We start from the raw sequence: 23266 nt of genomic DNA, 5'->3' as shown, positions 1-23266 counted from the left end.
AGCAATTCAATTAAAAGGCGGCCCCCAAATATGGGGACCGCCTGTTTTGCATTCAATCATTTAAGTGCTTCAGTAAGGATCGGAACAATCTGCTTCTTCCGGGATACGACGCCTTTCAATGTCGCGAGGTTGTTCTCGAGGCCGACATTGAACGCTTGCGTGCCGCGTTCAGCCGATGTGCCGAGCGCGAGGACAACGGAGTCGTTGTTCAGGATATCGGTCACGACGAAGAAGAAGAGGTCGAGCCCTTTCTCTTCGATAATGCTGTTGATCAACACTTCCAGCTCTTCCTGGCGGCTGAGGACGTCCGACAGATCGACCGCGTTCACCTGGGCGATTTCGACTTTCTTGTCGCCCATTGTGAATTCCTTCGCGTCGAGCGAAATCAATTCTTCGAGCGACTTGCCGCTGAGATCAGCGCCCGCTTTCAGCATGTCCAGCCCGTATACGGAAGCGTCCACGCCAGCAATCTCCGCAAGCTCGTCCGCCGCTTTTCGGTCTTCCGCCGTGAATGTCGGTGATTTGAATAGAAGGGAATCCGAAATGATGGCGGACAGCATAAGGCCCGCAATGTCTTTTGGCACTTCCACGCCGTTCTCCTTGAACAGTTTCAACAGGATAGTCGCCGTGCAGCCGACTGGCTCTGCCCGGTAGTAGAGCGGGTCGCTCGTTTCGAAGTTCGCGATCCGGTGATGGTCGATGACTTCGATAACTTGCACTTTGTCGAGATCATCAACGCTCTGCTGGCGCTCGTTATGATCCACCAAGATGACTTGCTGCGCTTCGTTCTCTGCTGTTTCAATCAATCTCGGCGCTTCGAAACCGAATTGCGCAAGTGCAAAAGCCGTTTCTCCTGAAATCGATCCAAGCCGCACTGCTTCTGCATCCATGCCGAGTTCCTTCTTTAAATATGCATATGTGATTGCCGATGCAATCGAATCGGTATCTGGATTTTTATGACCGAACACTAAAACTTTTCCCATGATGTCCCTCCTGCAATTGTTTCATATTGATCTGACGTTCTTTGCTTCCCTATTTTATCACAAGCGTCCGCCAAACAAAATCGCCGCCACTTCATCTTGGTCTACGACAAAGTCTGCGATGGTGTAGCGATCGAGCACCAAAAAATACGCCTGAAGCGCTTCGTTCAGCACACCTTTCAAATGGCATGCCGGCGACAGGATGCATCTGTTGGAATCCGGATTAAAGCATTCGACGAGATGGAAATCATCCTCCGTCTTGCGGACCAGCTGGCCGACGTTGATGTCTTCCGCCGGTACTTTCAAGCGGATGCCGCCGCCTCGTCCTCGGATCGATTCAACAAACCCCATCTTTCCAAGTTCATGGACGACTTTCGTCAAATGGTTTTTCGATATTTGAAATGCATCAGAAATCTCCTGGATCGTCGACAGCTCATCCTTCTCTTTCGCACCGAGGTAAATGAGCACCCGCAAAGAAAAATCTGTATACAATGTTAACCGCATAATGTCACCGCTCTTTCTCACACTATTATAGCGGCAACGGCTGGCCCGTGAAAGAAAAGTGTCCAGGGCGGACTATGTCAAATGCGTGAAAGAAATGTGTACAAATCTTTACATCCGTTTAAACATGTATTTTATATATAGCTTTTAGCGGAGAGTGGGTTTATAGTGGAATTATCAAATACAAGAAAGGTTGTGCAACGCAATGCTATCCCAAAACACAATCGATATCGTAAAATCCACAGTACCAGTTCTTGAACAACACGGAACAACAATTACAAAAACTTTTTATAAAAATATGTTCGCCGCTCACCCTGAACTGCTTAACATCTTCAACCATGCAAACCAGTCGAAAGGCCGTCAGCAGACAGCTCTTGCAAACACAGTCCTCGCTGCAGCGAAATATATCGACAACTTGGAAGCGATCGTTCCTGCGGTTGTCCAAATTGCACATAAACACAAATCACTTGGAATCCAGCCAGACCAGTATCCAATCGTCGGCTACCACCTTCTAGGCGCAATCAAAGAAGTGCTTGGCGATGCGGCAACGCCTGAGATCCTTGAAGCATGGGGAGAAGCGTACGGCGTAATTGCAGATGCTTTCATCGGCGTTGAAAAACAGATGTATGATGCTGCAGAAGAAGCGGAAGGCGGCTGGAAAACATTCAAAGAGTTCACTGTTGACGAGAAAGTGAAAGAAAGCGACGTCATCACTTCGTTCTATTTGAAGCCGGTGGACGGCAAGAAATTGCCTGATTACAAACCAGGCCAGTACATCACAATCCGTTTCCGCATCCCTGGCGAAGAACATATCTTGAACCGTCAATACAGCTTATCACAAGCTCCAGACGGCGAACGGTTCCGCCTCTCCATCAAACGTGAGGACGAATGCGTGCCAGGCGGAAAAGTATCCGTGTATCTCCATAATGAAATGAACGTCGGCGACAAGCTCGAAGTGAGCGTACCTGCCGGAGACTTCCATCTTGATACAGAAAGCGAAAATCCGGTCACATTGATCAGCGGCGGTGTCGGTCTCACACCGATGATGTCCATGTACGACTATATTGCGAAGAACACACCGGAGCGCAAAGTTGCCTTCCTGCACTCCGCACGGACTCGCAAGCACCAAGCGTTCGATGAAACATTGCGTAACATGAACAGCGAATTGCCGAATTCCACCTATGAAGTTCTTTACTCGGGAGAAGGCGATGGTTTCATTAACCGCGACTTCCTTGAGAAGCATGTGATCGACGGCAGCGACGTATACGTCTGCGGACCGACACCATTCATGCAGGCAATTGTATCCGCCCTTTATGAAATGGGCATCTCGCAAGACAAGATCCACTTTGAATTCTTCGGTCCAGCTGAAGAGCTTCAACTCGTAAAAGCATGATAAAAACGCGCTGTCCCTTCTGGGATGGCGCGTTTTCTGTTACCCCTCAACTAACCCATAATACCTCAAAAGCTTTCCGTCCACTTCAACAAGCAGAATTGGGCCTTCCTTTTCTTTCGTAGTGAATATTTTTGATCCGGCCGGCAGCTTATTGGCCATGCCGTCTTGGAACTTCGTGCTGCTGTCGTTGTGCGTGCTGATTTCTCCGACCTGCTCGCCTTTCGTCAAATCCAATTCTTCCACCCAGTCAATCCCAGTCGTATAGATGAGACCGTCGAATTGAAAGATATCGGCTTCCGGATTCTGTTTCAGCACGTCTGCAGCACTCGGATTGCCTGTCGAATGCAACTTCCAGCCACCGCCTGATGAAGCGGAACATCCTGACATGATCAACCCAATCAGCAGTAGGCCTGCCAGCAAGTGATACAGTTTCATATCCATCCCTCCTATAGAAGCAGACGGGCGGAGTTGGAAATGGTTACAAACCGGTCACCTGTGCAGGCGCTTGATTTTCGAAAAACGGAACGACGCAACAATCAGCGCAGCCACGAGGAACAGGCCGACGTAGCCGATGAATCTATATAAATGTGCGACCAGGTCCTTGAATCCGGCAAAACTCAAGATAAAACCGATAACCAGCGTGATGCTGATGAACAGGCGGAACTTCCCTGTCCCAATCTTGATGAACCGCGCGCCGAACGCATAGAACATGCTGACAGCCGTATTGAAAATCATGCCGTACAGGACGAATGCCATGAAGATGCCGAGTACAGGCGAAATCTCGTTTATGATCGCCAGCATCGGCAAATCGCTGTCTGCCACCGTTTCGACGCGGGCGAAGATTGCCAGATGGCTGAGCAGAATCAGGACACCCAGCCCCAGGCCGCCGACGAAGCCGCCCCATCCGGCAATCCGCTCATCCTTCTCCGCGCTTCCCATCACAATCGACATGGAAGCGCCGACCGCGATATTGAAGGAGACGTAATTGATGGCCGATATGATCCAGTTCGGCAAAGTCGTCTCCACGCCTTGTGCAATCGGGTTCAAGACCGCGAACGATGTATCCATCGTCATAAGCGCGTAGACGGATACGACGATTACTGCCAGGATAAGGAATGGCGTGATACTGCCGATGACAGCGACCACTTTGTCCACATTCAATAAAATCGTAAAAAAGACAAGCACGACCATCAGCACGCTTCCTATGTAAACCGGCAAGCCAAACTGCTGATTCAAATTGGCGCCCGCTCCAGCGAGCATCACCGTACCTACTCCGAATAACGTAAAAATGATTACGTAGTCTACAATAATTCCTAAATACCGTCCGCTAATTGTATAGATGACATCCTTGTACGACTCAGTTTGCATCCTGCTGCCGAGCCGGGTCAGCGTCATGCCAAGATAGGCGAACAGCGCAGCTGACAGAATCGCGCCTGCACAACCAAGAAGACCGAAACTCGTGAAATATTGCAGGATCTCCTGCCCTGACGCAAATCCTGCACCGACAATGATGCCGATAAAGGCGCTTCCCATTTTCAATACTCTTTTCATAAAACATCCCCCTTGGCATATGCCCAGTTTTAAATCTATCATGCAGGTACACTTGCTGCAATTACCACACGAAGACTGGGCACTTACCCCAATAAAAAAACCTGTACATGCCAGTCTATTGTCTGGCGTGCACAGGTTATGCCTTATGTTCACTTCTCGAGCAGTTTCTTCGATTCCCGGATGAACGCCGGAATGTCGTCTGGATTACGGCTTGTGACAAGCTGCTCGTGGCAGACGACCACTTCCTTGTCATGGAATTTCACGCCGGCGTTCTCAAGGTCGACTTTAATGGAAGTATAGCCTGTCGCGTCCCTGCCGTCTAGCGTCTTCGCTGTGATCAGAAGCTGCGGTCCGTGGCAGATGGCGAATACCGGCTTATCCTTGTCCATAAAACCTTTTGCGAACTGGACAAAACGATCATCGGCACGGAGCTGGTCCGGCGAGAAGCCTCCCGGGATGAACAGCGCGTCAAACTCATCAACGCTTACATCGTCGATGCCCTTGTCAATATCTACTTTCGCCTTGCCCTGCTTTCCTTCGACTTGCTTGCCCGCTTCCTTCTCGATCGTCACCACTTCATGTCCGGCTTCTTTAAATGCATCTGCCGGATCGGTATATTCCACATCCTCAAATAGGTCCGTCAATACTGTTGCAATCTTTGCCATTTGAACATCACTCCTTCAAATATGCTTTTTTTGCCTGCAGTTTCTTGATTTCCCTTCCCGAGCGCGTGCTAAACTCATGGACGATATTTCGAGACATACGGGTTCCCTTCCTCATAAAAACGCCATGGATAATGCATGGCTTCCCCCGTATTGCCAATGCCGACACGGGGCCCGCTCACCACTTTTTCCGCCCCAGGGCCTTTCGCGATGAATAGCGGCGGGGTTCCCCAGTACCCGCCGTAGGCTGCCATGGTGACCCCGATCGCCTTGGATAACTTTCCAGGGCCATTCGTCCAGTTCTCCGGCTTCATATGCGCCCCTCGGTTGTTCGCGATCATTTCAATGCCTTCGACTGGTTCGGCCCCCCGCAGCAAGACTGCATGCGGCGTCCCCTCCGGACCGCTTACGACATTCATGAGCGTATGGGTATGCATCTGGTATGTATAAATCAGCCCCGGCTCCCCGAACATCACTTCCGTCCGTTTCGTCCGCCGGTTGCCGAAGCTGTGCGCCGCCCGATCTTCCGGCCCATGGTACGCTTCCGTCTCGACGATCCTGACGACAATCCGTCCTTCCGGCAGCTCATGCACGATATACTGGCCGACGAGATTCCGTGCGAGTTCGAGTACCGGCGCTTCAAAAAACTCCTGTTCCACTGGTCGATACATCCGCTCGCCCCCCGATTTCAATTTGGTCCTTCCATTATCGGAAAAAGGTAGCGTATACTCAAGTAAAACGAAAGGCAGTGACCAGGATGAAGAAACTGACAGAGGACATTCGCATATTCACAGAGGAGCGCGGCTGGACAGGCAACCGGGATCCGAGAAACCTCGCAATCTCCATCTCGCTTGAAGCGAACGAACTGCTGGAGCATTTCCAGTGGAATCCTTCCGCCGAAAAAATCGCAGCGGAAAAGGAGAAAATTGCCGAAGAGGCGGCGGATGTGTTCATTTATCTGCTGCAGCTGGCGGATGTGCTGGACGTCGACCTGATGGAGACCGCACGCCAGAAGCTCCAGAAAAATAAAAAGCGTTTTCCAACACATACATAAAAACGGCAGAAGAGGTTCGCCTCCCTGCCGTTTTTCTAATTCATGAATAAAGCCCCTGACCTTCTGCAAACTCTCGGTACAGCGCATGTTCCTCGGCAAGTTCCTGATGCGTGCCGATGCCTGTAATCCGGCCCCCTTCGAGGAAGATGAGCTGGTCGGCATGAACGACCGTCGCCAGCCGGTGCGCAATGATCAGTGTTGTGCGGCCTTCCATAAGACGAGCAAGCGCTTCCTGCACATGCGTCTCTGAGCCGCTGTCGAGGTTCGATGTCGCTTCATCCAGCAGAAGGATATCCGGGTCGTGCAGAAGCGCCCTTGCAATTGCAATCCGCTGACGCTGCCCGCCTGACAGTTTCATACCACGCTCCCCGACGAGCGTATCAAAGCCATCTTCCAGCTCTTCAATGAAACCGAGAGCATTCGCCGCTTCTGCAGCCTTCCGGATCTCTTGGATGGACGGCCTCACTTCCAGGCCGTAGGCGATATTGTCGATAATCGTGCCGCTGAGCAGCGGACTTTCCTGCGATACGTAACCGATCCGTTTCCGCCATTCGGAAAGGGCAATGCTGCCGATCGGCATGGAACCAAGCCGGATGACGCCCTCTGTCGGCTGATAGAACCGTTCAATGAGCGAGAAGATGGTCGTCTTCCCGCCTCCGCTCGGACCGACAAACGCTGTCACCGTTCCTGGTGCTGCATCGAACGTAACGCCGTGCAGCACTTCCTTGCCGGATTCATACGCAAAAGATACATCTTCAAATTTGATCGCCGCATCTTCAGCGGCTTCTCTTCCCTCCGCCTGTTCACTGTCCATTTGCAATATTTGCTGGATCCGATCAGTCGCCCCGACCGCCTTCTGAAAGACGGTGAACACCTGGGCCATCTGTGCGAACGGCATGATGATTTGGAACATGAGGAAGATGATTGCGACGAGCGTTCCAGCTGATAAGGCGCCGCGTGAAACTTGCGCGCCCCCGTAGCCGAGGATGGCGACAAGGATTCCCATCATCACAAGTGTCATCACCGGTGAAATGATCGCCTGGATCTTTGCCTCTTTCAGTCCGAATGAAAAGAGCGTGCGGATGGCGGCTTGCCCTTTCTCCTGCTCGGACGACTCTGCCCGGTACGCCTTCACAAGACGTATTTCACCGAGCACCCGTCCGAGATGGCCCGAGAATTTCGCCATCTCCCCTTGTGTCGCTTTTGCAATCTTATGCATGATCCGCCCGAGCGGCATAATAATCGCGAAGCTGACCGGCACGCTGATGAGCATGATCAGCGTCATCTTCCAGTCCAGCACAAGCAGGATCGCCACAGCTCCGATAATCGAGATGATGCCTGTGATGAAACCGACGAGATGATCGGATACAAGCGTCTTTAGAATCGTCGTGTCCTGCGTAATCCGGCTCATCGTCTCGCCGGTTTCATTGTCATCGTAATAGCCGACCGGCAATCTGAGCACCTTCGCCCAGAGCCGGCTGCGCAAGTCGGCGACAATCGTCTCGCCGATATAAGCAAGCAGATAATAGGATACGCCGCCAAGCACTGCCTGCACGATGAACACGGCCAGCAGGAATAACGCCGTCTGCCAGGTGAAAGTGGAGCCCGTCAACGAGTCGACGAGTTCCTTTGTGACGAGCGGCACTGCAAGACTCGCAATTGTCGAGAAAAGCGCTAAGATCAGCGCGGTCACAGTCCGCCCTTTCGGCCAGCTCAGCTGTTTCAGCAGCGCGATGAATTCCTTCATTGTCCCCTTTGTTTCTGTCTTTTCCATGCATTCACCTTGTCTCTTGTATTTTGTCCAGCCAATCCGCCGTCTCTCGCGGCGACGCGAGAATCACCACATTCGTCTTCATCCGTCCTAGCAGTTCCAGGACGCCCGGCCGTTTCTTCTTCGGGTACGTCCAAATGAACTTGATGAAATCCCAGTCCACTTTCTCGCGGCAACCTTTCGCCATATCGGGACGGGTCCTTCCCCTGTACATCCAGCGCCGCTTGAAGACGCGCGTCAGGCAAAGCCAATTCGGATAATCAAGGAACACGATCAGGTCGGCATATTGCGCACGCATTTCTATGGTTGAGTTGAAATTGCCATCCATGATCCATGCCGGCTTTTCGAGCTCCTTTTGCAGCTTCATGCGAAATTCCGGTTTCGGCGTCGGCACCCATCCTTCATTCCAAAAAAGGGCATCCAGATGAAGGAGCGGCAGATCGAGGCGCCTTGCCAGCTCCTTGGACAACACCGACTTGCCCGCCCCGCTGCTGCCGATGATGAGAATCCTCTGGCAGTTCATCCTATAACGTCTCCAGCAGCTTTCCGATCGCAAGCCAGTCCGCTTCAAGATCCGGCCGATGGGACGGCCTGTAAAAGACGGAAGCCGGATGGAATGTCGGGACGATTTTATGGGTCCTTTCCGTCCAGCCGAACGTCGTGCCTTCCAGACTTTCCAAGCAACGGACCGGCCCCTCGATGAGCTGGCCATGCAGTTCCGTCACCTTCGCCTCTTTGCCGAGCAGCCTTTGCAGACCGACATTCCCTAATGCCACAATCAGCTTCGGCTTGACGTTTGCCACTTCGTAGTCCAGAACTGGAGCGTGCGCGATGATCTCCTTTTGGGTCGGCGGCCGGTTGTATTTGCGTTCGATGACCGTACCGTCCCTTTCCCTCTTCGTCCCCCACTTATACGGACGGCTGCGCACCGTACTAGTTATGTACACATCCTCACGCGACAGGCCGATGGATGCGAGCGACTGCATCAGCTCCTTGCCGGCCCGTCCAATGAAGGGGATGCCATCCACGAGCTCAAATTCACCCGGTGCTTCGCCGATCAGCATCAGCTTCGGCTTCTCAGGGCCTTCTCCGTAGACGAACCCTTCAAGCGGGTATCCCTCAATCCGTTTTCTTCCCAGCTCCGCAAGCGTCTCCGGTATCCGGAACATCCGCACACTCCCTTTCAAGATCGTAGTATCGCAATGGTTTCATCCAGAAAGGGTTTGCCTTCCCCTTTCCTGATCATCTCTACCCCATGTTCAATGCGGTCATACCGGAATGGGCGATGACCGCATACAAATCCGGCACTAGCCGGCGTACCAATCCCGCCTCTATCATAGCCCGGATGAATGCAAGAAGCTTTTCTGAAAAATCCAAGCCTATCTTCTCACCTTTTTAAAATTACACGCTATCGCCTTTGTCTGCGCTGCAATCCGGTATACCGGGCCATCACATCACCAATCAAACCGGTCATCTCCCCCGATCCTGTGAGGAGCAAGGGCGCGCGCCACGCTGCCAGCAAAATTGCTGCCGGCTCCCCAGTCAAAACGGAAGAAGACGCCTTCCGAACTGCCCGCTGCGACGACATGCACAGTCGTCACGCCGTCAAAATTATCGATCGTCGTTGTCACCGATGCCCGGTTGTTCGATCGCATATAGAATTTCTCCATGATCAGGACATGCACTTCATGCTCGCCGGCTTTCCTTGAGTAACTGTCCACGAGAGTTCCGCTAATATTCCTTTGCAAGATCTCCTGCTGCACTAAGTCCCGCGCTTCAGCGGGCGGAATGTTCACTTGGAACGTGTCGATCGCCATCATGCATTCCCCCTTTATAGGAAATACGGATGAGCTTGTGTGAAGTTTCAAGCAAAGGCCAAAAAGACCCCAGCATTTTCACGCTGAGGTCTTTCTATTTATTCAGCCGCAAACTGGGTATCTTCCCGGTTCGCCGCGATGAATTCGAGCAAGTCCGCTTCCTTGTAGCTTAAAATATAGTGGACATCCCCGTAATAGGATTCAGAGTCATTTCTTGCGGGAGCTTCAATTGTGTCCGGATCGGCTGTACCAATCTCTTTTTGGACCCGTTCCAGTTCATCGTCACTTAGATCAGGAGCCACGGATTCGATAATGGTCTGGATGAGCTTATTCGTCTCTTCTTTCTTTTCGATGCTCTCAATCTCCAGTTTGACCGCCTTCACTTCTTCGCTGTCCGGCATTTCAAGCACACTTAGAAGAAGATCGGATTTCAGCTGGATTGTTGCCGTACGGACATTATTGCCTTCGAGGAATTCATAGTCTTCAATTTCATAAGAAAGGCCTTTTTTCTTCGCATTCTCATTAAATGCCTTCTCAAATTCATCCATTGTCATTCCAAGTGTCAGGTCATTGTCCACTTGGACGTTCTTGTCAGCATCCCCTTTGCTGTCAGTCCCTCCGGATGCTTCGTCTTTGCCTGTATCTGTCGTCCCGGTGTTGTTTGTGCCGTCTGCCGTTCCTTCTGAATTCGCATCATCCTTCTTATCGCCGCATGCTGCAAGACCTACCGCTAAAACGGCAATGAGAAGCAGGAACGAAAATCGTTTTGTCAAAACGCATCCCTCCTATATCATTCATTTCCAGATTATCTATCAATCTTTACCCGTTTCGCGCGTAATGAATCATATAAGCTGCCAGTCAGCGAAAGACAAAAAAAGGGGTCGTCCGAAAATACGAAAATCGCCAGAACCGGCACGCTTTCCGCGGGCACGGCCCGAGTCTCCTCGCTTTGCTGCGGGGTCTCGGACTCGTGCTGTTCCCGCAGGAGTCGGCCGTTTCTGGCGATTTTCTACATCCTCATAAGAATTTTTTAAAGGTCATAATAATGAAATTTATACTTTCTGGACAGCCCCTTCATTCCAATTCCGTCTGCTTTGTTTCTGTTCCCAGGAACACGACTGCCAAGACGCCGATCAAGATCGCCCCGCAGAAAATGCCGAAGACCAGGCTGAAGTCGTGTCCTGCCGCTAGAAGCCAGCCGACCAGCAGCGGGCCGAAGATGCCGCCGATCCGTCCGACCGCCGCGGCCATCCCGGATCCCGTGCCGCGCACGTTCGTCGGATATTGTTCGGGTGAATAGGCGTACAAGGCTCCCCACGCTCCAAGGTTGAAGAACGACAGAAGCGCGCCTGCTGTCAGAAGGAGCACAAGCGAATCCGCGTTGCCGAAGAAAAATGCGCTCGCTGCCGTGCCAAGCAGATAGACCGACAAGACAAATTTTCTGCCGAGACGCTCGATGAACCACGCAGCTGTGAAATAGCCAGGCAGCTGGGCGATGGTCATCAGGAGGACATAGCCGAAGCTCTTGATCATATCAAAGCCTTTCATCACCATGACACTCGGCAGCCATAGGAACATGCCATAGTAAGAGAACACTACTGTGAACCAGACGATCCACAGCATCAGCGTCCGTTTTGCGTACGGTTTCGACCAGATGGATCTCATTTTTGCAGTGACAGACTGTTTCGGTTCCCCTTCCGCCGTGAATTTCGGAGAATCCGGTAAATTCCGCCGCAGGTAAATGGCGTAGAACGCCGGCAATGCGGTCAGCAAAAGGGCTGCACGCCATCCGAAATGCGGAATGACAAAATACGCGAGCAGTGCTGAAATGATCCAGCCGACCGCCCAAAAGCTTTCCAGCAGTACAACGACGCGGCCGCGCTCCTTGCTGCTTACACTCTCTGAAACGAGTGTCGATGCGACGGGCAATTCACCGCCAAGCCCTGCACCCACAAGAAAGCGCAGCACGAGGAAAATGGCCAGCGCGGATGTAAGCGCGGACAGTCCACTTGCGACCGAGAATAGCACAAGCGTCATCATGAAGACCGACTTCCGGCCAATCCGGTCAGCGAGCAATCCGAACACAAAGGCGCCGACCGCCATCCCGATTGAGTTAACGCTTCCGATCCATCCCATCTGCGTGGGATTTAAATTCCATTCGACAGCTACAGCGGCTATGACAAATGATAATATGCCTACATCCATCGCGTCGAACATCCAGCCAGTTCCGGCAATGGCAAGCAGCCGGTTGCGGGAGATCCCTTGTTTAGTTTTCAACATTCCTGCCCCTTTATCCGTCTCATAGGTGTCTTTACACATGTAAGTATAAACTTTACACCTTTTAAGGACAAGGGGTTTTCCAAGTTTCCTGGAATGCAGAATATATCGTTTTTAGTCTGCCTGCATCCCGCGGTCAGCTGATTGCCAGTTCTCCATCCTGCATGCGGGCAAAAACGCCAAGCTGGTCATATTCGATCAACAGGCAATGGGTCCCAATCCACAATTCCGTCCCTGCATGCGCTTTGCCGATACTGATCGAACCGTTCACGCCTGTTTTCAGTACCGTTTTCGCGCCTGACTTTGAGCCTGCCTCCCGGATGGACAGTCTATGGTCTGCCAGCAGTTCACCGCCCCGGCATACGCCTTCCACCTCAATGTCTCTCCGTGCGGATACGGAGCAGTTGTACAGGCCTTTTCCATGCACATGAATTGTTCCATTGCAGGAAAGGACACTGCTGACCGCGTAAGGCAGTTCCAGGAAAGAATCCAGCCGTCCATCTTCCGCATGGCGGTCATGCATCAGTCTTGCCCTCTGGACGAGAGATGAAAAATCACTCGCATCCTGCACGCCTGATTTCGCCGTGTCAGACAGCACGTAGCGCAGACGATCCGCCAGCACTTCCCAGTCGTCTGACAGCCGCGGTACATTATCTTCCACCTTGCGGATGAATTCCTGCTTCATCCGCTGAAACGGAAGGAACTTCTCTTCCAGGATCCAATGGAACAGCCGGCTGAGTTCCGCGGCATCCACATCCCCGGGCGTGTGTTCCCGAGCATCCAGCACCTTCCAGACCTCCCGCTCGACATGTTCCAGATAATGTACGACCCCTTCCAATCTCAGCGATAAGTCATTCTCCAGCGCGTCGCGCACCCCTACATGAATCGTGGAGGAAAGGACATTCCCCTTGATGCGCACATGCCGTTCCGCCTCAATGATCGATTTTTGCACCGATCCGCCAATTGATACATCGCCGCCCGACTCGATATACAGGGAGGGCCCCGCATCGCCGCCGATGCGTACATTGCCGCATGTTCGGATCCCTTTCCTTTCACTCAAAGCCGGTCCGCTGATCTCGATGTCCTGGATTCCCTCATTTCTGTCCAAGGGCAAAACAGGCGAAGTCCGCCGGTACGCCTTTAGTTCCACGAGCCGGTCCGCCAAGTATGGCTCTGTAAGAAGCTCGATCTCCAGGTCCTTGCGTTTTTTCAAACCAAGTTCCCGGAGGGCCTGCCCGATCGCCTCTTCCAAAGTCGCCGCCTTTACAAACACTTCTTTCCCCATTCCGGAAATGCCCCCGTTCCGCTATTGTTCCTCCCATCGTAGCATAGCGAACCGAGCATCCGCGCCCGCCAAAGGCACCAAAAACCCGCCTGCTACAAGCAGGCGGGTGTGGATTGACATTATAGGCTGTCTTCGATTTCAGTGACCATTTCTTTCATGGATTTCAGACCGCCGCCGGAAAGATACCAGTATTCCGGATTCAAGTAGATGATTTTTCCGTCTTTATAAGCAGTCGTCTTCTTCACTAGATCGTTTTCAATGGAGTCTTTCGCGCTTGCTCCATTGCCGATTGCTGCATCACGGTCCACGACATACAGGATGTCAGGGTTCTGTTCCAGGATATATTCAAACGTGATATTCTGGCCGTGTGTAGATACTTCAATGCCTTCGTCAGACGGTTTCACGCCAAATACGTCATGAATGATTCCGAAACGGGACCCTGGACCATAGGCACTCACTTTACCTTCCGTACCAAGAACGATCAGCGCTTTTTTGTCCATGTTCGCTGTTTCGTCATTGATTTCCTTCACCTTGCTGTCAATATCAGCAAGTTCGGATTTCACTTCATCTTCCTTGCCGAAGATCTCACCGATCAACTCTGCATTCTTCTTAAAAGACTCCATATAATTATCAGCATCGACGCGCACGAAAACGGTCGGAGCGATTTTTGCAAACTCATCATAAGAATCCGCCTGTCTTCCGGAAATGAAGATGACATCCGGCTTCATGGCATGAAGCTTTTCAAAGTCCGGCTCTTTCAAGCCGCCAAGGTTTTCATACTTGCTGTCTTCGTATTTTGAAAGGTAGCCAGGCACGTTCATCTGTGGAAGTCCAGCCACTTCGATGCCTAGGTCATCCAGCGTATCAAGTGTACCAAAGTCGAATACTGCGACTTTCTCAGGGTTCTTCGGCACTACAGCTTCCCCGTACTCGTGTTTCACGGTTACAGTTTCCGCTTGTTCTTCACCCGCAGGCTTTTCCGCAGTTGTAGATGAGTTGGAAGAATTATCTTTACTGGACGAGCTATCGTCAGATTTGCTGCCGCATGCAGCAAGAACGATCATTAGCGCTGCAAGCAGCATCATGATTGAGAACTTTTTCATCGTAGTAATACCATCCTTTTTTATGAATTGAAATATACACAGATCCTGCAATTATTCATTTTCTGAATTGGGATATCCATATCATAGATATCCCGCAATGCTTCGGAATTGATGATCTCTTCGGTCAGCCCGTCTTTCACGACGCGTCCTTCTTTGAGCGCGACAATCCGGTCCGAATAGACAGAAGCGAAATTGATGTCATGCAAGACGATGACCACCGTTTTGCCGAGCTCATCAACAAGCCGGCGCAGGATTTTCATGATCTGCACGGAATGTTTCATATCCAGATTGTTCAGCGGCTCATCAAGCAGGATATAATCGGTATCCTGCGCGATGGTCATTGCAATGAATGCACGTTGTCGCTGGCCGCCCGACAATTCCTCCAGGTAGCTGTACTGCATGTCGAGCAGTCCCATGTAATCCATCGCCTGGTCCACAATCCGCACATCCTCAGCGTTCAGCCGGCCCCGTGAATGGGGGAAACGACCGAAGGAGACGAGTTCCCGGACCGTCAGCCGGACATTCATGAAATTGGATTGCTTCAAGATGGAGACGCGTTTCGAGAACTCATTGGACTTCATCTTTTTTGCATTGTCACTATCGACGAGAACTTCCCCGGTATCTGCATCCAGCAGCCGGCTCACCATTGAGAGAAGAGTCGATTTCCCCGCGCCGTTCGGACCGATGAAAGAAGTGATTTTTCCCCGATGAATATTGACATTCACCTTTTCAACGACCGCTTTCTTCCCATAAAACTTCGACAGTTCACGAACTTGGATCATGAGGATCGACTCTCCTTTAATAATAGATAGATGAAGTACACGCCGCCGACAAAGTTGATGATGACACTAAGTGTCGTCGAGAATGTGAAGACACGCTCAACGATCCATTGACCTCCGACCAGGGCGATGATGCTCAGAATCGAAGCACCCGCGATCAAGATGGAGTGCTTATAGGTTTTGAAGAACTGATATGATAGATTGGCGACAATCAGGCCAAAAAATGTAATCGGTCCGACGAGCGCCGTTGAAACGGCAATCAGGACTGCCGAAATGACCAGCATCAGCTTGACAATTTTGTCGTAGGAAACGCCAAGATTGACTGCCGTATCCCGGCCGAGGGACAAGACATCCAGTTCACTGAAATGCCTGGAACCGATTAAAAACAGGAGAACTAGAATCCCAAGCGACCACCAAACAAGTTCGCCGCTCACATTGTTGAAGCTGGCAAACATCTTATCCTGCACACGCAGGAATTCGTTCGGATCGATGAGCACCTGGAGAAACGTCGAAATGCTTCCAAAAAATGTGCCGCATATGATGCCGACAAGCAGCAGGAAATAGATCGGCCTGCTTCCCTTCCTGAAAAGGAACTGGTAGATCAGCAGTGCGAACACGACCATTGTCGCGACAGAAAGCACAAAGTTCACTTGCTTGTTCACGATGGTGATATGGTCAGAGCCCAGGAAAAAGATGACGACTGTCTGCAAGAGCAGGTATAGCGAGTCAAGGCCCATGATGCTCGGCGTCAAGATCCGGTTATGTGTGATTGTCTGGAAGATGACTGTCGAATACGCGATCGCCACCCCAGTCAATACCATCGCCAGCACTTTGATGCCGCGGCGCGGCAGCGCATAATCATAGCTGCCATTCAGGCCTTGGAATAAATACAATCCGGAGAATAACAAGGCAAGGCCCGCGAGAATCGCTAATTTCGTCGAGTTACGCATAGGCTCTCCTCCTAAACAGCATGTAAAGGAAGATTCCGCTGCCGATAACCCCGACCATCAGACTGATGGATATCTCATACGGGAAAATGATGACTCTGCCTAAAATATCACATATCAGAAGGAATATGGCCCCCAGCAGCGCTGTATGGGGCAGGGTGTTCTTCAGATTATCACCCTTGAAAATCGAGACGATGTTGGGAATGATCAAGCCGAGAAACGGTATCATCCCCACTGTCAGTACGACCGTCGTTGTGATCAAAGCCACAAGGATCAAGCCGATATTGACGATGCGCCTATATGCGAGTCCAAGGTTCTTCGAAAAATCCTCCCCCATGCCCGCTACCGTAAACCGGTTCGCATACATATATGTGATGATAAGCACCGGAATGCTTATGTATAACAGCTCGTAACGCCCTTTCATGATCATCGAAAAATCCCCTTGCAGCCATGCTGACATGTTCTGGATCACATTCGCCTTGTACGCAAAAAACGTAGTGATGGACGAAAGGATATTCCCGAACATAAGTCCGACAAGCGGTATGAAAATCGCGTCTTTGAACTTGATGCGGTCCAAAATTTGCATGAACAGCAGCGTGCCGGCAAGCGCAAATGCAAATGCGACAATCATTTTTTCCAGCATCGATGCATTGACAAACAGCAGCATCGATACGAGAATACCAAGTCTTGTGGCATCCAATGTACCTGCGGTCGTCGGTGAAACGAACTTATTCCGGCTAAGCTGCTGCATAATGAGGCCGGTGATGCTCATGCCTGCTCCGGCAAGCAAGATCGCAACAAGCCTAGGCAAACGGCTGATCAGGAAAATCTCTGTTTCTTCCGAACGGAAATCCAGCAGATCCATTGGTGTAATATGGCTTACCCCCACAAACAGTGACAGAAGTGAGAGCAAGATGAGTGCAATGATCAAGTAACGTTTTTTCATGAAAATCTCCGATACAGCGAATATTCGCCACTAAATGAGAAGCGTTCAGATGAAAACGGTTATCAGTTAGCTGCAAGTCTCATTATAGCAGGAAAGAACAGTGTGTCAACCGATAACTGAAAATGATTATCAGTTAGTCGCAAGATACATAAAGCCTTGCTTATTCAACCATTATTTATAGCACGCAAAAATGATTACAGCACAATTTATATGAAGGTTGCCTTTGAGAATTGATTGAGAATCGAAGGTGGCGGACCGCAAACAAATCATCTTACGTGGAAAGAGGCATGCGTATGAAAAATGAACCTCTTTTGAGAATGAGGGTTTATCCTGTGGTGTCCTGGGAATACTACTACCATCCCACCCCTTTCTTTTTATAAAAAAGCAGCACTGCCGGACTACTGCCGGCAGTGCTGTTTTGCATATGAGAGTCATTACTCTCCGGATTGCTGCTGTTGCATCAATTCCGCCAGGTCGACCGCATTGTCGATAACGTCTTGCGGAATTTCAACTTCCACTTCATTGATTTTGGAAATATCGGCGCTCACTTTTTGCTTTGTATGGACTTTCTCACCTTCAATAGCCATGTCCATATCCATGTCCATTGTGAATGACGTTGTGTAGTATGTCTCTTTATCAATGTAAATCTCCATCGTCATTTCATTCACCATCATGTCTTCCGTCGCCTGCATGCCTTCCATGCCGACTTGTTCTTCGACCATTTCTTTCAAGAGCTTGTCGAATTTTTCACCGGATGCTTTCAGTTTAAGGACATACGCGTCATTCGTCTGTTCGAATTGGAAGTCATCCACGTACTCCTGGAATAGCTTCAAATCGAGTGTTGCATCTGTCTCCGTTCCCAGTTCAGCAAGGATCTGCTCTGACATTTCTTCAGGGAATTTCAGCCATTCACCTGATTCCGGATCATTCATGTACACTTCCTTGTCAGTCATGTACATTTCCATGTCCATCTTGCCGATATCAGCCCCCATATCCATGCTCATGATCTGGTGGATGGCGACCGGCTCAATGACAGCATCCATCTTAATACCGATATTGCTGTTGACGGTTTCATCACCCGAGGAAATTTTTTGCTTGATCGTCATATCCGTATGCATGCTTTTTTGATCTTTGCTGACTTCCATCGCCTTTTCATAGACTTCCTGTGCAGTCATTTCACTGACATTCGATACCTCTGTCTTTTTTCCGGTATCAGGATCAGTCGTCTCTGCCGGCTTTGCTGTCGTGTTACACGCCGCCAGCCCAAATGCAAGGGCACCCGCTCCCAGAACCTTTAGCCACTTTTTCAAAATGAACGCATCCTTTCTTGCGAATTATTTTTCTCGCAGTCAATCATACGACATAATTCATCAATAGTTTCAGAATGCATGGAAATCACGACATTCGTAACAGCAGCAAGTTAGCCTTTCCAGGAACTTTGGCTCAAATTACCACAGATTGTATTGCATATGTTTACTTGGAGCCAGGACGGGCATACTCTTTATATCCCACCCCCTTTCTCTTATATATCGAAAAAGGCATCGCGCTCATATGGCGCGATGCCTTTTTCAATGACTGATGATGAATGGCTCAAGCCGTTCTTTGAGAGACCGATCCATCTCGACTGTGAGAACCGTTCCCTCTTCCTCGTATTCGGTATTGCGGACGCTCGCCTTATCGTTTAGCAGCGATACGAGATCGCCACGGTCGAATGGGATCCTTAACTTACATGTGATGTATTGCTCGAATATCTTCTTTTTGATCACACTGACAAGCTCGTCCAGGCCTTCTCCTTCTTTCGCTGAAATCCAAACACTGTCGCCTTGCACGAGCGGATACGGCACGCCTGCGAGGTCCGACTTATTGTATATGCGCAGCTGCGCAACATCCTTCACGCCGACCTCCTCCAATGTGCGATCCGTCACTTCCATCATGTAATCATGCTCCGGATTGGAGACATCCACAACATGGAGCAATAAATCCGCTTCACTCGCCTCTTCCAATGTCGAACGGAACGCCTTCACGAGGTGATGAGGGAGTTTTGATACAAAACCGACTGTATCTGTCAGGAGGAATTCCTTATGATCCGGCAGCTGCACCTTTCTGACCGATGTATCAAGTGTCGCGAACAGCATGTTCTCTTCATATACCTGCTTCGCCTGTTCGCCTTCCATCTCTTGCAGCAAACGATTGAGGAGCGTCGATTTGCCGGCGTTTGTATAACCGACAATCGAAACGACAGGGATGCCGCTCCTGCGCCGTTGTTTCCGCTGTGTTTCACGATGCGCGGTCACATGTTCCAGTTCCCTTCGCAATTTCGCAATCTGCTCCTCAATTTTCCGGCGGTCGAGCTCAAGTTTCGTCTCACCGGCCCCTTTGTTCTGGAAACCGCCGCCTGTTCCTCCTCCCTGCCTGCTCAGCGAGGCACGCAGACCGACAAGCCGCGGGAGCGTATATTGAAGCTGCGCAAGTTCGACTTGCATATGTGCTTCCCTTGTTTTTGCCCGCCGATCAAAAATATCGAGAATGAGCATCGTCCGGTCAATCACCTTCACTTCGAGCTCCTGCTCAAGATTCCGAATCTGGGAAGGTGTCAGCTCGTCATTGAAAATGACAAGATTTGCCCCCGTCTCCTCATACAGATGGCGGACTTCGGCGATTTTCCCCTTTCCGACATAATGCGTCGGGTTCCGGCGTTCGAGGTTCTGTGTCACACTCCCGACAACTGTCACGTCAATCGCTTCCGCCAGATTCTTCAGTTCTTCCATCTCATACTCAAAATGGTCATTCTCCTGTTCCTTAACGCCGACTAAAATTGCATATTCGACTAACAGCTCCATGCAGGTGGCCCCTTTCTTCGTATCAATCTTTAATTTCCCCTATAATGATGTCCATTAGCCGTTCCTTTTCCCCATCTATTTCACGGAATGTGAGGGCGACATCATCCAGCATGATTGAATGTCCATCCCCCACTTTCCTGGATAAAAGGACAGCCCACTCACCCGTCTCTTTCAGAGGATCGAGCACACCAAAAACACATTCTTCGACCCGCTGCCGCTCATTGCATTCGGTCAGCATTCCTGCCTTGCGGAGCTTCTCCATCCGGACAGATTCCGGTTCCTCCCATTCAATGAAAAACGGATAGGGCAACTCACTATTCACCGACTGGTCGATAAAGAGCATCTTCCACTTTTTCAATTCGCCTTCAGCAGTCAGCCGCTGTGCGCTTAAGACACCGGATGTCCGGAAGCCTTTGTTTTCCACTTCTTCCCGAAAGGCTTCAATCCCGTCAACAGAGAGGCAAAGTGTTCCCCAGCCATCTCCGTAATGTTCCAGGTCATGCTGCAGCAGATCGGGCAGTGGATGTGATGCCTTGCTGGCAACAGCCGCATCCTCGATAGAGAGCCACTCAATATAAGCATTCCGCACATACAGAAGCGCATTATGCGTGCCCCATTTTTCATGGCGGCCGCCGATGGCCGCATGTCTGCCGTCCTTTGATTCTGCTTCTGCCACTTCAGCAGGGCTTTTCCTTGTAAAATACACGACATGATCCAATTTCACGGCGAACATCTCCTTTTCATTACCATACCAAAAAAGCCGTCCCCGGATAAGGAGGACGGCCTGTGCTTAACGTTCCCGCTCTAGAAGCTCCAGTGCATCACTGAACTCGCGGTCGATCTCCTTATTCGGACGATATGTCATCAAGCTGACGATGACCGCAACGACAAGACAGATCGCGAACCCTGGAACAATTTCATACAGCGTATCGGATAACGCTTCAATACTGCCCCATACGCCAACCGTAATTGCGCCTGCCACCATGCCGCAGAGCGCTCCCATTGCCGTAATCTTACGCCAATATAGCGAAAGGATGATGATCGGGCCGAATGCGCCTCCGAAACCGGCCCACGCGAAGGAGACGAGCTTGAGGATCGATTCCTTGTTCGGCCATGCAAGCACCATGGCGATGAGCGAAACGACAAGCACTGCCATCCGGCCGAGGAATACATATTGTTTATCGGATGCTTCCGAATTGAAGACCGCCTTATATAAGTCCTCGATCAGCGCGGATGACGTGACGATGAGCTGAGAAGAAATCGTACTCATGACCGCAGCCAGCACTGCGGCCAGCATGATTCCTGCGATGAATGGATGGAATATGATCTGGCCAAGGGATATGAAGACCGTTTCAGGGTCAGCAAGCTCCATGTTTGTATTCTGATGATAATACGCCACACCAACAAGCGCTGTAGCAACCGCACCGACCAAGCTGAGAATCATCCAGCCGATTCCAATCCGGCGCGCGCTCTTTGTTTCCTTGACCGACTTAATGGCCATGAAGCGGACGATGATATGCGGCTGGCCGAAGTAGCCGAGCCCCCAAGCGACGGAAGAAATGACACCGAGTGCCGTCACCCCTTTTACGAGGCTGAGCAGATCGGGATTCACTTCCTTGATGGAGGTGACCGTCTCGCCGAAACCGCCTGTAATGAACACGCCGACGATCGGCACGAGAATGAGCGCCAGGAACATGATGAGCCCCTGCACAAAATCCGTATAGCTGACGGCAAGGAATCCGCCGAACAGTGTATAGGCGATGACGACTGCGGACACGATCAGCAATCCAGCATGGTAACTGAGTCCAAAGGAGCTTAAAAAGAACTTTCCGCCTGCGACCATTCCAGATGAAACATAAAAAGTGAAAAATACCAGGATGATAATTCCGGAAGCGATGCGCAATAGACGGGACTTGTCTTTCAGCCGGTTCTCCAAATAACTTGGAATGGTGATCGAGTCGTTCGAGACTTGCGTATACACCCGAAGACGCGGCGCGACGAGCAGCCAGTTTAGATATGCCCCGATCGTCAATCCGATCGCAATCCAAGCTTCCCCAAGCCCGCTGAGATATATGGCGCCTGGCAAGCCCATAAGAAGCCAGCCTGACATATCCGCAGCTCCAGCGCTGAGTGCCGTGACAGCCGGCCCGAGTGAGCGCCCGCCCAGCATATAGTCCGTCAGGTTGGACGTTCTCCTGAACGCATACCACCCGATGAAAAGCATGAGCGCCATGTAGAGGACAATAGCAACTAATTGATACACTTGCTCTGTGGACAAAATGATTCCCCCTTCCTTGATATCCTCATCATAGCATTGCTTCCCTAACAATTAAATAAGTTTTTAGTATATACTGTATACTGATCATTTCCCCTCTTTTCCGCTGTATTTCCCGGGAAATGTTTAGCATTCGACAAAGGGGGCATTGGAGTGACTCATGAAAAGTGGCTAATGATGGCAATCGGCATGGCAGTCGACAATGCGAGGGCAGGCGGCAGCCCATTTGCCGCCCTGGTAGTGAAAGACGGCATGCTGGTTAGCAGCGGAGTGAATTGCGATCATCTAGGATTAGATCCGTTCGCCCATGCAGAAATGATCGCTATGCGGGAGGCGTGCACTTTTCTACAAACGAAGGATTTATCGGACTGCATCTTATATGCAAGCGGTGAACCATGCCCCATGTGTCTTGGGGCGGCATACTGGGCAAACATCGGATCCATCTACTACGCTTGCAGCAAGCAGGAGGCATCACACGCGACCGGCTTTCCAGATCCTCTTTCCTGCTATTTCCCGGACCAGGCTTTACCCGGCAACGAACGGTTCGTCCCGCTTCATTACATCCGGACAGATAAATCGCTAGCACCTTTCGAGGAATGGGCCGATTGCGCTAAATAAAAGGTTTAACCCGTTTTTCGGCAGGGAATTCGAAGTCTAAGGAGGAGATATCCATGCCTTGGACAGAAAATGACTATCCTGCCGCATTTAAAAACTTGGACGAAGACGTTCGGGACAAAGCGATAGAAATCGCGGATGCGCTTTTAAAAGAAGACTATGAGGAAGGCCGCGCTATTGCAATCGCCATCGCACAAGCCCGTCGTTATGTACATGGAGACGAAGATCGTGACACTTACGAGGCGAAGATGGACAATGAGGATTGGGTGCTTCTTAAAAAAGGGGAAGATAAGCCGATTTTCAAAGAAAGTTCGAAAGAGGACCTGCTTGATAAGGCGAAACCTTACGTCACCGACCACGACGGCATGCTGGATATTTACCATGTGGACGGAACATTGCAAGATACCTTGTACAAATAGAAAAGACTGGCGATGCACGATCGCCAGTCCTTTTATCCTTCGCAGCGCCTT

At 50.8% G+C, this 23266-nt stretch carries 26 protein-coding genes; 4 read left to right on the top strand and 22 right to left on the bottom strand.

From position 1 onward, the window contains the following. Nucleotides 1-56 precede the first annotated feature (56 nt). Both ACZ5FK_RS11955 and ACZ5FK_RS11950 read right to left on the bottom strand, forming a co-directional pair. Nucleotides 57-983 carry a manganese-dependent inorganic pyrophosphatase gene (locus tag ACZ5FK_RS11955; RefSeq protein WP_464805126.1) on the bottom strand — a complete coding sequence of 309 codons (927 nt, stop codon included), beginning with the start codon at nt 981-983 and terminating at the stop codon, nt 57-59. A 57-nt stretch (nt 984-1040) separates the two neighbouring features. Next, the gene (locus ACZ5FK_RS11950; RefSeq protein ID WP_464805125.1) at nt 1041-1484 is read right to left on the bottom strand and encodes an RrF2 family transcriptional regulator; all 444 of its coding nucleotides are present in this window, start codon (nt 1482-1484) and stop codon (nt 1041-1043) included. Nucleotides 1485-1686: 202 nt separating this feature from the next. Here ACZ5FK_RS11950 and hmpA point away from each other — a divergent pair, with 202 nt between their 5' ends. Continuing rightward, nucleotides 1687-2874, top strand: a complete 1188-nt coding sequence (gene hmpA / locus ACZ5FK_RS11945; protein ID WP_464805124.1) for an NO-inducible flavohemoprotein — start codon at nt 1687-1689, stop codon at nt 2872-2874. 39 nt (nt 2875-2913) lie between these two features. Here the strand turns inward: hmpA and ACZ5FK_RS11940 are convergent, their stop codons facing one another. The 4 genes from ACZ5FK_RS11940 to ACZ5FK_RS11925 form a co-directional block, all read right to left on the bottom strand. Further along, nucleotides 2914-3309 (bottom strand): hypothetical protein, encoded by a 396-nt coding sequence (locus tag ACZ5FK_RS11940; protein WP_464805123.1) that lies wholly within the window; start codon nt 3307-3309, stop codon nt 2914-2916. Between the two features lie 54 nt (nt 3310-3363). Then, nucleotides 3364-4425 carry a YkvI family membrane protein gene (locus ACZ5FK_RS11935; protein ID WP_464805122.1) on the bottom strand — a complete coding sequence of 354 codons (1062 nt, stop codon included), beginning with the start codon at nt 4423-4425 and terminating at the stop codon, nt 3364-3366. Between the two features lie 149 nt (nt 4426-4574). Then, the gene (locus tag ACZ5FK_RS11930) at nt 4575-5090 is read right to left on the bottom strand and encodes a type 1 glutamine amidotransferase domain-containing protein (protein WP_464805121.1); all 516 of its coding nucleotides are present in this window, start codon (nt 5088-5090) and stop codon (nt 4575-4577) included. A 74-nt stretch (nt 5091-5164) separates the two neighbouring features. Beyond that, nucleotides 5165-5758 (bottom strand): DNA-3-methyladenine glycosylase, encoded by a 594-nt coding sequence (locus tag ACZ5FK_RS11925; RefSeq protein WP_464805120.1) that lies wholly within the window; start codon nt 5756-5758, stop codon nt 5165-5167. Between the two features lie 86 nt (nt 5759-5844). Between ACZ5FK_RS11925 and ACZ5FK_RS11920 the strand changes: the two genes are divergently transcribed. Then, a complete protein-coding gene (locus ACZ5FK_RS11920; protein WP_464805119.1) occupies nt 5845-6141 on the top strand; it encodes a nucleotide pyrophosphohydrolase in 297 nt (98 codons plus the stop codon). Nucleotides 6142-6181: 40 nt separating this feature from the next. Here ACZ5FK_RS11920 and ACZ5FK_RS11915 read toward each other — a convergent pair whose 3' ends face one another. From ACZ5FK_RS11915 to putP, 16 genes are all read right to left on the bottom strand, one after another. After that, nucleotides 6182-7915: an ABC transporter ATP-binding protein gene (locus tag ACZ5FK_RS11915; RefSeq protein WP_464805118.1), complete on the bottom strand. Its 1734-nt coding sequence runs from the start codon at nt 7913-7915 to the stop codon at nt 6182-6184. A 4-nt stretch (nt 7916-7919) separates the two neighbouring features. Next, nucleotides 7920-8435, bottom strand: coding sequence for a P-loop NTPase family protein (locus tag ACZ5FK_RS11910; protein ID WP_464805117.1), 516 nt, complete (start codon nt 8433-8435; stop codon nt 7920-7922). 1 nt (nt 8436) lies between these two features. Then, entirely contained in the window at nt 8437-9081 is a 645-nt protein-coding gene (locus ACZ5FK_RS11905; RefSeq protein WP_464805116.1) for a uracil-DNA glycosylase, read from the bottom strand. A 79-nt stretch (nt 9082-9160) separates the two neighbouring features. Beyond that, nucleotides 9161-9289, bottom strand: coding sequence for a hypothetical protein (locus ACZ5FK_RS11900; RefSeq protein WP_464805115.1), 129 nt, complete (start codon nt 9287-9289; stop codon nt 9161-9163). 77 nt (nt 9290-9366) lie between these two features. Continuing rightward, nucleotides 9367-9729: a DUF6054 family protein gene (locus tag ACZ5FK_RS11895; protein WP_464805114.1), complete on the bottom strand. Its 363-nt coding sequence runs from the start codon at nt 9727-9729 to the stop codon at nt 9367-9369. A gap of 98 nt (nt 9730-9827) precedes the next feature. After that, on the bottom strand, nt 9828-10502 hold the full coding sequence (locus ACZ5FK_RS11890; RefSeq protein WP_464805113.1) for a hypothetical protein: 675 nt from the start codon (nt 10500-10502) through the stop codon (nt 9828-9830). Between the two features lie 301 nt (nt 10503-10803). Next, nucleotides 10804-12009, bottom strand: a complete 1206-nt coding sequence (locus ACZ5FK_RS11885) for an MFS transporter (protein WP_464805112.1) — start codon at nt 12007-12009, stop codon at nt 10804-10806. 133 nt (nt 12010-12142) lie between these two features. Further along, nucleotides 12143-13291, bottom strand: a complete 1149-nt coding sequence (locus tag ACZ5FK_RS11880) for a hypothetical protein (RefSeq protein WP_464805111.1) — start codon at nt 13289-13291, stop codon at nt 12143-12145. A gap of 119 nt (nt 13292-13410) precedes the next feature. Further along, nucleotides 13411-14394 (bottom strand): siderophore ABC transporter substrate-binding protein, encoded by a 984-nt coding sequence (locus ACZ5FK_RS11875; protein WP_464805110.1) that lies wholly within the window; start codon nt 14392-14394, stop codon nt 13411-13413. A 20-nt stretch (nt 14395-14414) separates the two neighbouring features. Next, on the bottom strand, nt 14415-15176 hold the full coding sequence (locus tag ACZ5FK_RS11870; protein WP_464805109.1) for an iron ABC transporter ATP-binding protein: 762 nt from the start codon (nt 15174-15176) through the stop codon (nt 14415-14417). Next, the gene (locus ACZ5FK_RS11865) at nt 15173-16123 is read right to left on the bottom strand and encodes an iron chelate uptake ABC transporter family permease subunit (protein ID WP_464805108.1); all 951 of its coding nucleotides are present in this window, start codon (nt 16121-16123) and stop codon (nt 15173-15175) included. The genes ACZ5FK_RS11870 and ACZ5FK_RS11865 overlap by 4 nt, the downstream gene beginning before the upstream one ends. After that, entirely contained in the window at nt 16116-17066 is a 951-nt protein-coding gene (locus tag ACZ5FK_RS11860) for an ABC transporter permease (RefSeq protein ID WP_464805107.1), read from the bottom strand. Before ACZ5FK_RS11860 ends, ACZ5FK_RS11865 begins: the two co-directional genes overlap by 8 nt. A gap of 434 nt (nt 17067-17500) precedes the next feature. Further along, the gene (locus ACZ5FK_RS11855) at nt 17501-18376 is read right to left on the bottom strand and encodes a DUF6612 family protein (protein WP_464805106.1); all 876 of its coding nucleotides are present in this window, start codon (nt 18374-18376) and stop codon (nt 17501-17503) included. 258 nt (nt 18377-18634) lie between these two features. Beyond that, nucleotides 18635-19906: a GTPase HflX gene (gene hflX, locus ACZ5FK_RS11850; protein WP_464805105.1), complete on the bottom strand. Its 1272-nt coding sequence runs from the start codon at nt 19904-19906 to the stop codon at nt 18635-18637. 22 nt (nt 19907-19928) lie between these two features. Beyond that, nucleotides 19929-20630, bottom strand: a complete 702-nt coding sequence (locus ACZ5FK_RS11845; RefSeq protein ID WP_464805104.1) for a VOC family protein — start codon at nt 20628-20630, stop codon at nt 19929-19931. A 66-nt stretch (nt 20631-20696) separates the two neighbouring features. Next, nucleotides 20697-22139, bottom strand: a complete 1443-nt coding sequence (putP, locus tag ACZ5FK_RS11840) for a sodium/proline symporter PutP (protein ID WP_464807423.1) — start codon at nt 22137-22139, stop codon at nt 20697-20699. Nucleotides 22140-22334: 195 nt separating this feature from the next. Here putP and ACZ5FK_RS11835 point away from each other — a divergent pair, with 195 nt between their 5' ends. Both ACZ5FK_RS11835 and ACZ5FK_RS11830 read left to right on the top strand, forming a co-directional pair. Continuing rightward, complete coding sequence (locus ACZ5FK_RS11835) at nt 22335-22799, top strand: nucleoside deaminase (protein ID WP_464805103.1); 465 nt, start codon at nt 22335-22337, stop codon at nt 22797-22799. A gap of 53 nt (nt 22800-22852) precedes the next feature. Then, on the top strand, nt 22853-23215 hold the full coding sequence (locus tag ACZ5FK_RS11830; protein ID WP_464805102.1) for a DUF2188 domain-containing protein: 363 nt from the start codon (nt 22853-22855) through the stop codon (nt 23213-23215). Nucleotides 23216-23266: the final 51 nt, after the last annotated feature.

The organism is Sporosarcina sp. GTC18466 (genome assembly GCF_055389225.1).
This window is presented reverse-complemented; position numbering and strand designations above follow the sequence as displayed.

What these genes read in the sequence shown, in the direction of transcription:
- ACZ5FK_RS11955 (WP_464805126.1), bottom strand. Translation starts at nt 983, where the DNA reads ATGGGAAAAGTTTTAGTGTTCGGTCATAAAAATCCAGATACCGATTCG.
- ACZ5FK_RS11950 (WP_464805125.1), bottom strand. Translation starts at nt 1,484, where the DNA reads ATGCGGTTAACATTGTATACAGATTTTTCTTTGCGGGTGCTCATTTAC.
- hmpA (WP_464805124.1), top strand. Translation starts at nt 1,687, where the DNA reads ATGCTATCCCAAAACACAATCGATATCGTAAAATCCACAGTACCAGTT.
- ACZ5FK_RS11940 (WP_464805123.1), bottom strand. Translation starts at nt 3,309, where the DNA reads ATGAAACTGTATCACTTGCTGGCAGGCCTACTGCTGATTGGGTTGATC.
- ACZ5FK_RS11935 (WP_464805122.1), bottom strand. Translation starts at nt 4,425, where the DNA reads ATGAAAAGAGTATTGAAAATGGGAAGCGCCTTTATCGGCATCATTGTC.
- ACZ5FK_RS11930 (WP_464805121.1), bottom strand. Translation starts at nt 5,090, where the DNA reads ATGGCAAAGATTGCAACAGTATTGACGGACCTATTTGAGGATGTGGAA.
- ACZ5FK_RS11925 (WP_464805120.1), bottom strand. Translation starts at nt 5,758, where the DNA reads ATGTATCGACCAGTGGAACAGGAGTTTTTTGAAGCGCCGGTACTCGAA.
- ACZ5FK_RS11920 (WP_464805119.1), top strand. Translation starts at nt 5,845, where the DNA reads ATGAAGAAACTGACAGAGGACATTCGCATATTCACAGAGGAGCGCGGC.
- ACZ5FK_RS11915 (WP_464805118.1), bottom strand. Translation starts at nt 7,915, where the DNA reads ATGGAAAAGACAGAAACAAAGGGGACAATGAAGGAATTCATCGCGCTG.
- ACZ5FK_RS11910 (WP_464805117.1), bottom strand. Translation starts at nt 8,435, where the DNA reads ATGAACTGCCAGAGGATTCTCATCATCGGCAGCAGCGGGGCGGGCAAG.
- ACZ5FK_RS11905 (WP_464805116.1), bottom strand. Translation starts at nt 9,081, where the DNA reads ATGTTCCGGATACCGGAGACGCTTGCGGAGCTGGGAAGAAAACGGATT.
- ACZ5FK_RS11895 (WP_464805114.1), bottom strand. Translation starts at nt 9,729, where the DNA reads ATGGCGATCGACACGTTCCAAGTGAACATTCCGCCCGCTGAAGCGCGG.
- ACZ5FK_RS11885 (WP_464805112.1), bottom strand. Translation starts at nt 12,009, where the DNA reads ATGTTGAAAACTAAACAAGGGATCTCCCGCAACCGGCTGCTTGCCATT.
- ACZ5FK_RS11880 (WP_464805111.1), bottom strand. Translation starts at nt 13,291, where the DNA reads ATGGGGAAAGAAGTGTTTGTAAAGGCGGCGACTTTGGAAGAGGCGATC.
- ACZ5FK_RS11875 (WP_464805110.1), bottom strand. Translation starts at nt 14,394, where the DNA reads ATGAAAAAGTTCTCAATCATGATGCTGCTTGCAGCGCTAATGATCGTT.
- ACZ5FK_RS11870 (WP_464805109.1), bottom strand. Translation starts at nt 15,176, where the DNA reads ATGATCCAAGTTCGTGAACTGTCGAAGTTTTATGGGAAGAAAGCGGTC.
- ACZ5FK_RS11865 (WP_464805108.1), bottom strand. Translation starts at nt 16,123, where the DNA reads ATGCGTAACTCGACGAAATTAGCGATTCTCGCGGGCCTTGCCTTGTTA.
- ACZ5FK_RS11860 (WP_464805107.1), bottom strand. Translation starts at nt 17,066, where the DNA reads ATGAAAAAACGTTACTTGATCATTGCACTCATCTTGCTCTCACTTCTG.
- hflX (WP_464805105.1), bottom strand. Translation starts at nt 19,906, where the DNA reads ATGGAGCTGTTAGTCGAATATGCAATTTTAGTCGGCGTTAAGGAACAG.
- putP (WP_464807423.1), bottom strand. Translation starts at nt 22,139, where the DNA reads ATGGCGCTCATGCTTTTCATCGGGTGGTATGCGTTCAGGAGAACGTCC.
- ACZ5FK_RS11830 (WP_464805102.1), top strand. Translation starts at nt 22,853, where the DNA reads ATGCCTTGGACAGAAAATGACTATCCTGCCGCATTTAAAAACTTGGAC.